Below are 13,393 nucleotides of genomic sequence, written 5' to 3'. Positions count from 1 at the left end.
AGTCTGGTCACTCACGTATGCCGATATATTCACGAAGGTCTGCAATACCGAGTTTATTTGTAATTTTATCGACAATTGTAGAATCGATTTTTCTTCCAATATCAAGTTGAGCATAGTAGTATATAGTTCCAATAAGTCCCATATTTTCAAGCCGCCTGGATGAATTTATAACTGTGATATCGTTGAAATATCTCAATTTACCTTCCTTGCAGATCCGCCTGCTAAAATCCACATCTTCAAGTAAAACATTACGGTAGCCTCCACATTTAAAGTAAGAAGCTTTGCGCACACACGTGATGAATCCTGGAAGTGTTGCCGTGAACAGTTTGTCCCGCATTTCAAAATAATGGTTCGAAACCTGTTGTGCGAGCTTCAACTGCTGCGACTGTTCAGAGAAATCGAAATGTGTTGAAAAGGCAACAACACCAGGATTGTTCATGAACCGATCATACATCCAGGCAAGAAAATAGCTAGGCAGTATTGTATCTGAGTCAACAAACACGAAGTACTTGCTGCTATCAGATGCGTTTAATGCACCAAAGTGTCTGCCATATCCTATACCAACATCTTTGCAGTGAATCACCTTATCAGTGTAGAGTTTTGCAACTCCAATGGTGCCATCATCACTGCCGCCGTCTGAAACAATTATTTCATACGGGACATTAGTATTCTGCTTTACCAGTGCTTTAAGTGTAGTATCAATATATTTTTCTTCGTTGAGTGTAGGTATTATGATAGATATTTCAGTTTGCATCATTAAGAACCATTTACCGATTATCCATAAAGGTTTTGGTTTAGAAAGTGTCGCTTAAATCCATAGAGACTGTCGGAAAAGCCTTGTTTTTCAATATTCCAGCTTTACGGTCTAAACTCGACATGGCACAGCATAATGATTTAGTTGGAATAATAATTTTGAAAGTTTCAATTTAAGCCCTTTTTAGGTACTTTTCCGACAATCTCCCATAAATTTCATATAATGAACTTAATATAAAAAACGAAAGGAAACTGTGGAATGGCCATTTGGAAATATTAAGCAGAATCTGGGATTTAGGGAGTTTTTAACACGGAAATTGAAAAATGTGAAAGTCCGTTTTGTTCAATTTAACATGCATTGCGCATAATCTGACAGTTGTATGGGGTAAAATGGGGGGAAATAAAGATATTTTGTGTTAGATTGTGGGTTTGGTTGTGGAATTGGCTTTTGAGATGAGAGGATTTTAGGAATTTCAAGTTTTTTTGTATTATTGTGTTAATTTGTACATTTACCTGAATTGGAATGGGGGACAGCCTCTATAGTCCTTAGCAGTATACAAAGCTGGAGCTCATTAAATAAATAGCGTTTTATTGTGGTAATGACTACAATATCCCAGATGGAAACACACCTACTCCAACAGGACACTGATAAGCAGACCACTGATTTTATCACCCATCCGCTTATTAAACCGGATGCTATCGAGCAGAGGCTGTACCAGCTCAACCTGGCCGCAGCCGCACTTAAACAGTCCACACTTGTGGTGCTGCCTACGGGCCTTGGTAAGACCATAGTGGCCCTGATCGTCATAGCCAACCGGCTCCAGGCAATGAGCGGTAAAGTCATAATTCTATCTCCCACCAAACCCCTGGTTGAGCAGCATGCCTCATTTTTGAAAAAGTTCATGACCCTGCCGCCTGATGAGATCGTGGTGTTCACAGGTAGTATACCATCCGCAAAACGCATAGCGCTTTGGAAGGATGCCCGCATAGTGGTTTCCACACCCCAGGTAATAGAGAACGACCTGTTATCGCACAGGATAGACCTGTCTGATGTGGTCCATATTACCTTTGACGAAGCCCACAGGTCAGTTGGTAACTATGCTTATGTCTATATAGCCGAAAAATACCAGTTTCAGGCAAAAGACCCGCTGGTATTGGGCATAACAGCCAGTCCGGGTGCCAGCAGCGAGAAGATAGAGGAGGTCTGCCGCAACCTATCCACATCAAAAGTACAGGTAAGAACCGATGACGACCCTGATGTAAAGCCCTATGTCCACTATCGTGACCTTGAATGGCGGCATATTACTGTTCCAGTGGAAATTAAGGGGTTGAAGGATTCTATGCAGCGGGTTTTAGATAACAGGATTGAACAACTGACTAAACTGGATTTTATTGACCCGAACAGGAAATATCTGAATAAACGGGAACTTCTGGACCTCCAATCCAGGCTTCAGTCCAGATTGAGAAGTGGGCCGGACCAGCAGGTGTTCAAGGCCATATCCCTGGTGGCAGAGATACTAAAAGTAAGCCATGCCATCGAGATAACTGAGACCCAGGGACCTGAGGCCCTTGCTAAATATTTCGAACGGCTGGAGCATGAGGCAGGCTCAAAATCCGGCAGTAAAGCTTCCCGCAGGCTGGTGGAGGATGTGTATATGCGCCAGGCCATGTATGCACTCAAGGAAATGGATGTCACGCATCCAAAGCTTGAGATCGTTAAGGATATTGTGTCCGGGCAGCTGCGTAACAATCCCGATTCCAGGGTGATAATTTTCACAAATTATAGGGATATGTCAGAACTGGTGACCCGGAACCTGGAGGGTGCTGACAACGTGCGCCCGGTTAGGTTCGTGGGGCAGGCGAGCAAGTACAAGGATACGGGCCTGACCCAGAAACAGCAGGTAGAGATACTGGATAAGTTCAGGTCGGGAGAATATAATGCCCTGGTGGCCACCTCAGTAGCAGAGGAAGGGCTTGATATCCCTGCCACTGATCTGGTACTGTTCTACGAACCCGTACCCTCAGAGATTCGCAGTATCCAGCGTAAGGGCAGGACGGGACGCAGTCATGCCGGGAAGGTGGTGGTGCTGGTAGCCAAGGGTACAAAGGACGAGGCATATTACTGGAGCAGCCGCCGTAAAGAGAAGACCATGAACAGCAAGATGCGTCAGTTGAGCGATACCAGAAATGCCCGGACGTTTGGTGAAATACCAGGTATTCCGGGTACTGGAATGCTGAGGACTTCAGGGACGTTGGGGACGCTGGATACAGGGGTGATGGGGACATCAGAGCAGTTGGGGATAACGGGGGTACCGGGTACTCCGGAGAAGCCGGGGATGACTGGGGTACCAGAACAGTCGGAGATGCCGGGGGTACAGGGGGTGCCGGAACAGCCTGCAGAAAAAGCAGGACAAAAACAACTGCTCGATTATTCAGGTGAAAAACTGCAGATATATGTAGACCAGCGCGAGATACGCTCTGGTGTGGCCCGGGCTCTTGAGAGTGCAGGCAATGATGTCATACTGACCACACTGGAAGTGGGGGATTATATCGTAAGTGACAGGGTGGCTATCGAGCGTAAGACCGATGTGGACTTTCTGGATTCTATTATTGATAAGGACAGGAACATTTTCGGGCAGCTCTCTGACCTGGCCAGGACCTATGACAGGCCCGTACTTATTATCGAAGGTGCCAATCTGTATACGGCCAGGCAGATACATCCCAACGCCATAAGAGGAGTGCTGGCATCCATTGCAACTGATTTCGGTATTCCGATAATAAGCACCAGAGATGCCCAGGATACGGCGGCCCTGATCCAGGTGATAGCAAAACGTGAGCAGGTGGATGAAAAACGCACGCCCAGTCTCCATGGCAGGAAAACGGCAATGACGTTGAGTGAGCAGCAGAAATATATTATATCTTCCATATCCAATATTGGCCCCGTCGCCGCCCGCAAGCTGTTGCAGCATTTCGGGAGTGTGGAAAGTGTAATGAGGGCTGGTCCGGATGAACTGATGGAAGTGGAATCCATCGGCCCGAAAACAGCACAGCGTATCAGGGAAGTGGTTGGAAGCGTGTACAAAGGATAAAGTATTGCAGGATTGTTATTACAATGACGGTACAAGGGCACAGGGTAAGGATCCAACACCGGCTGTCTCCAAAACAACTTTTCACGATATCTTGAAGTTCTGGCAGAAATTCCCGCTATGGCTATAAACGCATACAAGCGAAAACTTGTTTCTTTGCTATTCCGTAAACATTTTATGATATTACATGCTTCTACTTGCCATGTCATAAAGCAAATCAATGACGTGCGGCGGTATAATTTTTGACAGCCTGGATGAAAATAAGATGAGAGAGCGGGAATTGCTGGACTTATGGGGGTTTTGGGACAGCCTGCCACTACAACGCATGAGAGCATGTGCGCCATTAAGGCGGTAACGGAAGTCAAAACATCTAAGTTGATTGAGTGTTAAATAAAATCCATGAAATCCATAAAATGGCAAATCTTCTTCGGCACGGCATTGGTCCTGTTATCAGCACTCTGGTACTTCGTACATTATCTGGTCTTCCATGACGCCCATCACATCTTAATCTACCTGATAGGGGACATCGCATTCGTTCCCATCGAAGTCCTGCTGGTCACCCTGATAATACACCAACTGCTCGATAGGAAAGAAAAACATGCCAGAATGGAAAAACTGAACATGGTCATAGGAACTTTCTTCAGCGAGGTTGGGACCAGACTGCTCACCCTCTTTTCAGACCACGACCCGGGCCTGGACGGAATCAAAGAAGGGCTCATAGTGACAGGTGATTGGTCTGACCAGGATTTTTCCAGTGGCGATAAACATCTGAGGAATTATGAATTTAATGTTGATATGGCACAAATAGATCTGGTTAAACTGCACGATTTCTTAATCGGGAGGAGGGATTTCATGGTAAGGCTGCTGGAAAATCCTGTCCTGCTTGAACATGAATCCTTCACAGAACTACTCAGGGCAGTGTTCCACCTCACAGAGGAGCTGGCCAGCAGGGAAGATGTAACCCAACTGCCAGATTCCGATTATGAACACCTGGGTGGCGACATAAAACGGGCATATACCCTGCTGGTCCACTCTTGGCTGGATTATATGAAATACTTGCAAGGCAATTACCCTTACCTGTTCTCCCTGGCCATGAGAAGGAACCCCTTTGACCAAGAAGCTTCACCAGTAGTAAAATAGATACGCAATGACATCTAACGCTAAAGCAGGAATAAGGTCAAACGTTGCAATGGCACACCCAACCGCAGCTCTGCTGCGGGGTATAGTTATTTAGATTATTTAAGGGGAAATGCATTTGAAAACTAAAAAACAAAACTCATGTGAACTATTATATGCAAATGTGAAAATTTGTGGATTTATTAGGGTTTTGGGACAGCCTGAACAGTAATATTTATGAAAAAAAAAGATAAAGAACCTTAGGCCTATTATTCAAGGTCTTCATGTGTGACGATATAATATGCATCATAAAGTACATCGAAGTCCATGATCTTCTGGTTCATTACACCCCGGCTGTAAGCGTAAGCAGCCTCGGTGTTTTTCTGTTGGAATAGATATTCTTTATTATTAATCTTGACTACTTTGAAAACGTCTCCATTTTCCTCAGACCCTACTTGGAGAATATCTCCAGGTATCAGGTCCTTTACAAGATTTGGTCTTGTTTTTGTCTTAACGCCGTATTCTATACTCATTTGATTACCTTCACGAATTACTTGGTATGTTTACGCCCGGGCTGAATAGATTACTATCAGCTTCAATACATCAGCTGATTGAAATATATCTACAAACGGCAATCTATAATTTATATGTATCGGCGGCACGACAATAATCCGGTGCCTGCCAAATCAGGCATGCCATGAAGAAAAGCCCGAAGCATACTAAAAGACCAAAGTCCAACATTAGCCGAACATACTATTATACTAAAAGACCAAAGTTCAACATTAACCGAGCAAATCGCATTACTATAAGAAAATACGAGACCGTTACATTAAATGTTGGTATTATCAAACTAACCGCAGATGAACGTGGATAAACGCGGATACGCTACCTGAAAATCTGTGTTCATCTGTGTTCATCTGTGGTTTAATTAGATTAACCAACACAAATTGTAACGGTCTTGAAAATACGTAGGTATTACATAGTATGAATGAAAAACTCGGCAATCTGCCCGAAAGAATCGCCGAAGCTTTGAAAAAATAATTTTATCTCCGCTCACGTAGGGCAGGGAAGCCATTAATATTTTTCCAATCGTATGTTTTGCCTTCCTGCAGGTTGAATAATCGCACTATTTCAGGAGTAGCCACTGAGGTTTCCGTTGCAATGACATATGATAGCGAGTCGGCAACTTTTTGGCTCTTCGCTCTTTAGTATGGGGAACTTGCGAGTCAACCATACAATATCGCTAGATATATGATCTGACACTGTTCCATTTTTCAGTTATTTTTAAGACGCAGATTTACACAGATTAACGCCGATTTAAGGTTGCATCTGCGTAAATCTGCGTAAATCTGCGTCTATTGAAATTATTGAAATAATTTGATTTTAGAATTGTGCCATATGACCTATGCCCTTTACAATCTGACACTTGAATTCTGGAGTATCAATGAACGCCTTCTTGCTGAAGATTATCTTAAAAAATGGTATTTTTGGGCTACGTATAGCAGATTAAAACCGATGATTGAGGTTGCAAAGACCATTAAATCTCATTGGAATGGAATATTGAATTATTTCAATTCAAGAATTAATAATGGTATATTAGAGGGAACTAATAGCGTTATTCAACTCTTAAAAGCGAACTCACTGTAAATTCCACAAATGCCTTCGAATTCACTTAGGAGTAGTGCGACGGAGTGCTTTGAAACACAAGAAAAAAAGATAATCAAACAAAATACCAAAGAGAACAAAAAAGAAAACAACGCCGGTAAAAACACACTCAACCGGCATAAATCCAATAGCGATGCCTAATCGACCTTAATAGATTTATTATCAGACCTGTCGTACTTGAACACCACTTCCAGCACTCCATTCTTATAAGTGGCCTTTGCCGAATCAGCCAGCACCCTGGCAGGCAGTTCCACACGTTCGGAATACTTCCGGTCCCCATTCTTTGCCTTAATGTTCAGCACAGTCCCGGAAATCTCAAGGCTGACATCCTCCTTGGTAATACCAGGCATTTCCACAACCACATGCAAGCTATCCTCAGCTTCTATGATATCAACAAGAGGCTTGCGCATACCTGGTTCCAAATGTGCAACACCACCATGATGCTCCAACCCAAGCCCGGAGAACATTTCATCCCTCAGGCTTACATTACCGAACTCCCTGATCTCAGGCGGTTCGTTCCCGCGCTGGGTCATGGAATAGCCCCATACAAGGGGTTCACCCATCTCTTCAGTATCGATCCTGGATTCGAACATACCTCTGATTATGTCATCAATATCTTCGAAAATATCCTCAAATAAATCCTTTCGTCGTCTATTCAACATTATCAATCACCGTGTTAATTTATTTTCATGCATATATCTTGTATTTTTCCTCAGTTTCATCCTTTGAACCCACAATAGCATACCTGGCGAATTCAATGGCAAGCTTTTCATAATCCTGGAGTTTACCACTGGACGTAGTGGGCTTAACCCGTGTCATGGCACTATCGAAATGGTCCATTGTGATGACAATGGAATTCTTGATCTTTTTAGCATCTTCCCTGTCCATACCGGGCGTGATCTTCTCCCGGAGTGCCATAATGGATGCTTCCCGGCAAATGGCCTCGATATCAGAACCCACATATCCGTCTGTCATCCTGGCCAGCTCGGTCAGGTCCACTTTGTCATCCAGCGGTTTGCCATCCAGGTGTATCTCAAAGATAGCCTTCCTGGCATCAGCACTAGGCGGCGTTACATAGATCAACCGGTCCAGTCTTCCAGGTCTGAGCAATGCCGAATCCACCATGTCAGGCCTGTTGGTAGCTGCTATTACCAGTACATCCTTAAGTTCTTCCATGCCGTCCATTTCAGTCAGTATCTGGCTGATGACCCGTTCAGTGACATGGCTGTCGGAACTTGTTCCCCTGATGGGTGCAATGCTGTCCACTTCGTCAAAGAATATAATCGCCGGACTGGCCTGTTTAGCCTTCCTGAAAGTCTCACGTACGGCTTTCTCACTCTCACCAACGTACTTACTCAACATCTCAGGTCCCTTGATGCTGATGAAGTTAGCCTCGCTCTCGTTTGCTACTGCCTTGGCAAGCATGGTCTTGCCTGTACCCGGAGGCCCGAAGAGAAGTATACCCTTGGGTGGTTTTGTGTTGATGGCCTCGAAAGCTTCAGGGTACTTAAGCGGCCATTCCACTGCCTCTATCAATTCCTGTTTGATGGCATCCAGTCCACCGATGTCGGTCCACCGCACCTGGGGTATCTCAAAGAACACTTCCCTCAATGCAGAGGGTTCGATATTCTTAAACGCCTCATCGAAATCCTTGTTAGTAACTTCCAATTTTTCTATGACTTCGGCAGGGATCTCCTCATCCATATTGATCTCAGGAAGGAACCTTCGCAGTGCGTGCATGGCCGCTTCTTTACAAAGTGATGACATGTCGGCACCCACAAACCCATGTGTACGTTCCGCAATCCTTTTCAGTTTGCCTGCATCGTTACCTTCATCATTAAGTTCAGGGGATAGGGGCATGCCCCTGGTGTGTACCTGTAATATCTCCAGTCTGCCGTTCATGTCAGGGATACCTATCTCGATCTCCCTGTCGAACCGTCCACCACGTCGCAGAGCCTCATCAATGGCATTTGGCCGGTTTGTAGCCGCAATTACAATTACCTCGCCCCTGCTCTTCAACCCATCCATCAGGCTGAGCAACTGTGCCACTACCCGGCGTTCGACCTCACCTGTGACCTCACCACGTTTTGGTGCGATACTGTCTATCTCATCAATGAATATGATTGTAGGTGCGTTCTTTTCTGCCTCATCAAACATATCCCTGAGATGTTTCTCACTTTCACCGTAGTATTTGGACATGATCTCGGGACCGCTGATGGATACGAAATTAGCATCTGTCTCATTAGCCACTGCCTTAGCTATCAGGGTCTTGCCTGTTCCAGGCGGACCATGTAGCAGTACGCCTTTAGGCGGGTCAATTCCCAATTTCTGGAAAAGTTCGGGATGGCGCAGTGGGAGTTCGATCATCTCCCTGACAAGTTCGATCTCGCGCCTTAAACCCCCGATATCTTCATAAGTTGTCTTTGGCGACCCTTTAAGCTTGCTTTCATCCACAATCTCATCCTTGAGGTTGATGGCTGTGCTCTTTCCCACAAATACAGGGCCGTTAGGGCTGGTAGATAATACCACGAAGTTCAGGGGGTTGCTGACAGTTTCTACCCTGATCTGCTGTCCCTTATTTATAGGCCTGCCTTCAAGTAGCCTGTGAATATACTGGGCACCGCCTACCAGCCTTATGGCCTGGGTAGGTGCAAGTGTAACCCTCTTTGCTTCTTTAGCCTCTGCTTTCTTGATCTTTACTTTGTCATCCAGACTTGTCCCGGCATTATTACGAATATTACCATCGATCCTGATCAGGTCATTTCCTCGATCTTCAGGATAAGCAGGCCATACGATGGCATATGTGGTATCCTTACCAACAATCTCTATATAATCGCCGCTTACCAGTCCGAGCAATTCCATCTTTTCCCGCTCGATACGTGCGATGTCGCGTCCCACATCACGGTGGTGGGATTCCGCAACCCTGAGTGTCAGTTCCTTGGCCATTTTTTTGCCTCCTTTACTTATTCTTATAGATTATATCTATTAATGACTAGTATTAATTACTTGTTGCTTTAGATAAGGGTTAATAACTGCCTGTTGTTTATTTGCCGTTCGTTTATTATTCCTCTGTCCATCAGTGACCGGATAGGTTCTTCCATGAAATATTCGGGCAGCCCCATGCTCATGGAAAGGGAGCGCATATCCTGCGGTTTTTTCAGGACTGTCATCAATATCTCCTCTTCAGGGTAGTTCTCTACCACTTCATGGATCCATTTGACACACTCTGCCATAACATCAGTCATTTCCCCTTCGATCTTGTGCTGCTGGTCTGCAAGCTGCCGCCTCCGGGATTCCAGTTCGAACAATTCCGTGTTCAGTTTTTTCAAAGTCTCAATGGATTTTGAATCATCCGTGGGACCCCGGTGGGGACTTTTCGGCTTTTCCGATTGTGGCTGCTGCAGGACCGTGCATGTTTCCATAGTATAGGAGTACGGCGACACAAATACTTCCAGTTTCAGGTTCTCTGTTATGTGGTAGTATTTGCGCCGCTGTTTATTGGTTTTTGCACGGATCAGTCCGGTCTGCTCAAGCTGCTCCAGATGCCCCAGTATTGCCTTGGGACCTACACCAAGGCGCTCGGCGATCTCGCTTACATAGTAGGGCCTGGAGGCGAGTAGTTGGATTATATTCCTCCTGTTCTCGTTCCCAAGCAAATCCAGCAGTTGTGTTGACTCCATAGACCTTTTCATCCTGATATTTGAGTGATTATTTACATATAGTTAGTAACATCAGGTTACTAACTTATAGTTATTAACACTTGGTTACTAACCTTTTGTTAGTGTTAAACGTATATAAACTTAACTGTTTAAAAAGTCTAGAAAAAATGTTTAATTTCGCACGTCACAACCCGGTATTGTTCTATTCCACGGTTTCCTTCAGGAAAAAAGCAATAACAGTTGCCAGGCCCGCAAGTGCTGCCAGTACCAAAAAACTTGTCCTGGCACCTTCGAGTTCCATGACCAGGCCCGCAATCATAGGACCGGCGGCTGCCCCCAGCCATCTGATCATGTTAAATGCACCCAGTGATGTGCCAAGAAGGCGGGTGTCCTTTTTCACTACCTGGTCTGCCATAATAGCTATAGTCAGTGTAACCACCGGACCCAGGCACAATCCCACAAAAGCAAAATTTATGGCTATCATCAATGGGCTTAGGGTCACATGTGACATTAGCAGCAATGCGCCACCTCCCAGGATGATCATAGCAATGAGGGGAGGTTTCCGGCCAATGCTGTCACTCAGTGTACCGGTAACGGATGCGCCCAGGCTGCTGGTTATGGCGTAAGGGATGAAAATAAAACCCATCTGGACGGGAGAAACAGTGCCGCTGGCAAAGAAAGGGAGTACGTAGGATGCCCCAATAACTGATACACCACACAGCATGCTCACAATGCCTGCCATTAAAATGTTCCTGTCCTTAAACATGAGTAGGGTGGACACCATCATTTTTCTGGCTCCGAAACCCAGATCCCTGCTACAGGAGCTGGTCTCGGTCAGCCACAGGCTGACCCCTGCAATTACCAGTGACACCCAGAACATAGACAGGAATACGGTCCTCCATCCGAATAATCCGCCCACTACACCACCTAATATGTAGCCGGATACAGTTCCAAGACCAACTGCCAGACCAACTATACCAAACCCCTTTCCCCTTTCCCTGATTGGATATATATCTCCTACAATGGCATATGCAGCCGGGAAGAACATAGCCACCCCCAGACCCGACAGGGAGCGGGCCACCAATAATTGTAATCCTGAACTGGCAGTTCCGAAAATTAGTAGCCCGAAGCTGAATACTAGTATACCGATGATGATAAAGGGACGGCGACCGTACCTGTCAGAAAGTACGCCGATCGGTATCTGGGGGATTGCCATGAACACCATGAACGAGCCCATAATCATACCCATCATGGGTTTACTTACATCCAGTTCACAGGATACTGCAGGAAGCATTGGGATAAGGGACAGGATCGACATGAAAACAATTAACAAGCCCATGGTTAGGATAAACATGATCCTGTTACGGGGGAGTCTGGAGCAGTCCAGTGCTGTATGGGACATGGTGGATAGAAAGTTGATGTGGCTAATTAAGTTTTCCTGAAATAAAATGTGGATTGTCGGGCAGGTTTCACGGTATCCTTAAATACTTTTTTGTCATTAATATCGCCCAGAGGTGTAATAATATTGTTTTTAATCGGAGAAGCACTTATTGGCGAGGAACCAGAACTTGCACATGTTGATATTATCATTGGAGATAAAAACGGGCCTGCCGGGCAGGCTTTTGCTACTGGGTTCACCCAGTTGTCAGCAGGGCACACGCCCCTGCTTTCTGTGATACGACCAAACCTACTTACCAAACCGGCAACGCTTATCGTACCAAAGGTGACGGTACAAAATATGGATGGTGCGGCCAAGATATTCGGACCGGCCCAAAGTGCGGTTGCACGGGCAGTAGCCGATGCCATGGATGAGGGTATCATACCAAAGGAACAGGCTGAGGACATTGTAATTGTGGCCAGCGTATTCATCCACCCACAGGCCGAGGATTACAATAAGATATACAGGTACAACTATGGAGCTACCAAACTGGCAGTGCAGAGGGCCATGGAAGGCTTCCCTGATGTTGATACTGTGATGGATGAGAAGGATCGGACCATGCACCCCATAATGGGATTCAATGTGACAAGGTTATGGGATCCGCCGTACCTGCAGGTAGCTATCGACATCCCGGATATGGATTTCGTGAAGAAGGTCTTGAATCAGTTGCCACAGAGCGACCACCTGATAATCGAGGCCGGTACACCCCTTATCAAGCGCTACGGCCTGGATGTGGTGTCAAATATACGCGAGGCGCGGCCCAATGCGTTTATTGTGGCTGACCTGAAGACCCTGGATACCGGCAACCTGGAGGCCAGGATGGTGGCTGATGCTACTGCCGATGCTATTGTAATATCAGGACTGGCGCCGCTCTCTACTATTGAGAAGGCCATCAAGGAAGCAAAGAAGACTGGCATCTATGCATGTATTGACATGCTCAATGTGCCTGACCCGGTAAAGGTGCTCAAGGACCTGAGCGTGAAGCCGGATATTATTGAACTGCACAGGGCTATTGATGCAGAGGACAGCGCATACGCATGGGGCAGCATTCCTGATATGAAGAAGGTTCATCCCAAGTTGCTGGTGGCTGTAGCTGGCGGTATAGGTAAGCTGGAAGCGGGTTCTGCGAAAGTAAGCGATGCCTGTGATGCCGGAGCCGATATTATTGTGGTCGGCAGGTCCATTACCAAGGCCAAGGATGTCAGGTTGGCTACCGAGGTATTCCTGGAAGACATGCAAAAAGCTGAGATCGACCAGTACAGGGTCATGACTGATTTCTAAAATCAAATTTTAGCAGCCGGAAGAATCGGCTGCATGTATTCTTTTTCATATAACATACTGAGTTTTTTAAAAAGGACATTATGGGAATATATATATGTACTAATACAACCATTATAATTATATAGGAGGGGGAGGAATCATTCCATGCAGGGTGGTCGGATTTGGATAATTGCAGTCATAATAATCCTCATAGCTGCTCAGTTCCAAACAGCAGTGGCGTCAAGCAGTTTTGATCAAAACACAGACCAAAAAACGTCCTACCTGTCAGTGGAAACCGTATCAGCTCTGGAAATGCTGTCCCAGCTTCAGGTCCAGGATCTACCGGGTATGGAGCTGGACGTGACCAAACTCATAGAAGTCTCAACTAACAAAACAGACACGGATGGCGACGGACT

Annotated in this window: 11 protein-coding genes and 1 pseudogene; 6 read left to right on the top strand and 6 right to left on the bottom strand. The window is 45.7% G+C overall.

Annotation, left to right across the window (positions count from 1 at the left end):
• Positions 1-7 precede the first annotated feature (7 nt).
• Positions 8-754, bottom strand: coding sequence for a glycosyltransferase (locus tag HF974_05070; protein ID MBC2697712.1), 747 nt, complete (start codon positions 752-754; stop codon positions 8-10).
• Between the two features lie 232 nt (positions 755-986).
• Here HF974_05070 and HF974_05065 point away from each other — a divergent pair.
• From HF974_05065 to HF974_05055, 3 genes and pseudogenes are all read left to right on the top strand, one after another.
• Positions 987-1,173, top strand: a pseudogene (locus HF974_05065) (IS5/IS1182 family transposase).
• Positions 1,174-1,370: 197 nt separating this feature from the next.
• Positions 1,371-3,842 carry a DEAD/DEAH box helicase gene (locus tag HF974_05060; protein ID MBC2697711.1) on the top strand — a complete coding sequence of 824 codons (2,472 nt, stop codon included), beginning with the start codon at positions 1,371-1,373 and terminating at the stop codon, positions 3,840-3,842.
• Between the two features lie 396 nt (positions 3,843-4,238).
• Positions 4,239-4,979, top strand: coding sequence for a hypothetical protein (locus tag HF974_05055; GenBank protein ID MBC2697710.1), 741 nt, complete (start codon positions 4,239-4,241; stop codon positions 4,977-4,979).
• 245 nt (positions 4,980-5,224) lie between these two features.
• Here the strand turns inward: HF974_05055 and HF974_05050 are convergent, their stop codons facing one another.
• On the bottom strand, positions 5,225-5,488 hold the full coding sequence (locus HF974_05050; protein ID MBC2697709.1) for a hypothetical protein: 264 nt from the start codon (positions 5,486-5,488) through the stop codon (positions 5,225-5,227).
• Positions 5,489-6,353: 865 nt separating this feature from the next.
• Between HF974_05050 and HF974_05045 the strand changes: the two genes are divergently transcribed.
• Positions 6,354-6,602 (top strand): transposase, encoded by a 249-nt coding sequence (locus tag HF974_05045; protein ID MBC2697708.1) that lies wholly within the window; start codon positions 6,354-6,356, stop codon positions 6,600-6,602.
• 155 nt (positions 6,603-6,757) lie between these two features.
• On the opposite strand, the gene HF974_05040 is transcribed toward HF974_05045, so the two are convergent.
• The 4 genes from HF974_05040 to HF974_05025 form a co-directional block, all read right to left on the bottom strand.
• Complete coding sequence (locus HF974_05040; protein MBC2697707.1) at positions 6,758-7,279, bottom strand: Hsp20/alpha crystallin family protein; 522 nt, start codon at positions 7,277-7,279, stop codon at positions 6,758-6,760.
• A 28-nt stretch (positions 7,280-7,307) separates the two neighbouring features.
• Complete coding sequence (locus HF974_05035) at positions 7,308-9,566, bottom strand: CDC48 family AAA ATPase (protein MBC2697706.1); 2,259 nt, start codon at positions 9,564-9,566, stop codon at positions 7,308-7,310.
• 68 nt (positions 9,567-9,634) lie between these two features.
• Entirely contained in the window at positions 9,635-10,300 is a 666-nt protein-coding gene (locus tag HF974_05030; protein MBC2697705.1) for an ArsR family transcriptional regulator, read from the bottom strand.
• Between the two features lie 181 nt (positions 10,301-10,481).
• Positions 10,482-11,681 carry an MFS transporter gene (locus HF974_05025; GenBank protein ID MBC2697704.1) on the bottom strand — a complete coding sequence of 400 codons (1,200 nt, stop codon included), beginning with the start codon at positions 11,679-11,681 and terminating at the stop codon, positions 10,482-10,484.
• 123 nt (positions 11,682-11,804) lie between these two features.
• Between HF974_05025 and HF974_05020 the strand changes: the two genes are divergently transcribed.
• Together HF974_05020 and HF974_05015 are read left to right on the top strand one after the other, a co-directional pair.
• Positions 11,805-12,998 (top strand): bifunctional 5,6,7,8-tetrahydromethanopterin hydro-lyase/3-hexulose-6-phosphate synthase, encoded by a 1,194-nt coding sequence (locus HF974_05020; GenBank protein ID MBC2697703.1) that lies wholly within the window; start codon positions 11,805-11,807, stop codon positions 12,996-12,998.
• Between the two features lie 144 nt (positions 12,999-13,142).
• A partial coding sequence (locus tag HF974_05015) for a hypothetical protein (GenBank protein MBC2697702.1) occupies positions 13,143-13,393 on the top strand: 251 nt, incomplete at its 3' end.

This window comes from ANME-2 cluster archaeon (assembly GCA_014237145.1).
Classification (GTDB): domain Archaea; phylum Halobacteriota; class Methanosarcinia; order Methanosarcinales; family Methanocomedenaceae; genus Methanocomedens_A.
The sequence above is the reverse complement of the archived record's forward strand: the minus strand, read 5'-3'. Positions and strand labels throughout refer to the sequence as shown.

Bases quoted from the DNA above. Each gene is read 5' to 3' on its own strand.
- HF974_05070 (MBC2697712.1), bottom strand. From the start codon at position 754: ATGCAAACTGAAATATCTATCATAATACCTACACTCAACGAAGAAAAA.
- HF974_05035 (MBC2697706.1), bottom strand. From the start codon at position 9,566: ATGGCCAAGGAACTGACACTCAGGGTTGCGGAATCCCACCACCGTGAT.
- HF974_05050 (MBC2697709.1), bottom strand. From the start codon at position 5,488: ATGAGTATAGAATACGGCGTTAAGACAAAAACAAGACCAAATCTTGTA.
- HF974_05030 (MBC2697705.1), bottom strand. From the start codon at position 10,300: ATGGAGTCAACACAACTGCTGGATTTGCTTGGGAACGAGAACAGGAGG.
- HF974_05055 (MBC2697710.1), top strand. From the start codon at position 4,239: ATGAAATCCATAAAATGGCAAATCTTCTTCGGCACGGCATTGGTCCTG.
- HF974_05045 (MBC2697708.1), top strand. From the start codon at position 6,354: ATGACCTATGCCCTTTACAATCTGACACTTGAATTCTGGAGTATCAAT.
- HF974_05060 (MBC2697711.1), top strand. From the start codon at position 1,371: ATGGAAACACACCTACTCCAACAGGACACTGATAAGCAGACCACTGAT.
- HF974_05025 (MBC2697704.1), bottom strand. From the start codon at position 11,681: ATGTCCCATACAGCACTGGACTGCTCCAGACTCCCCCGTAACAGGATC.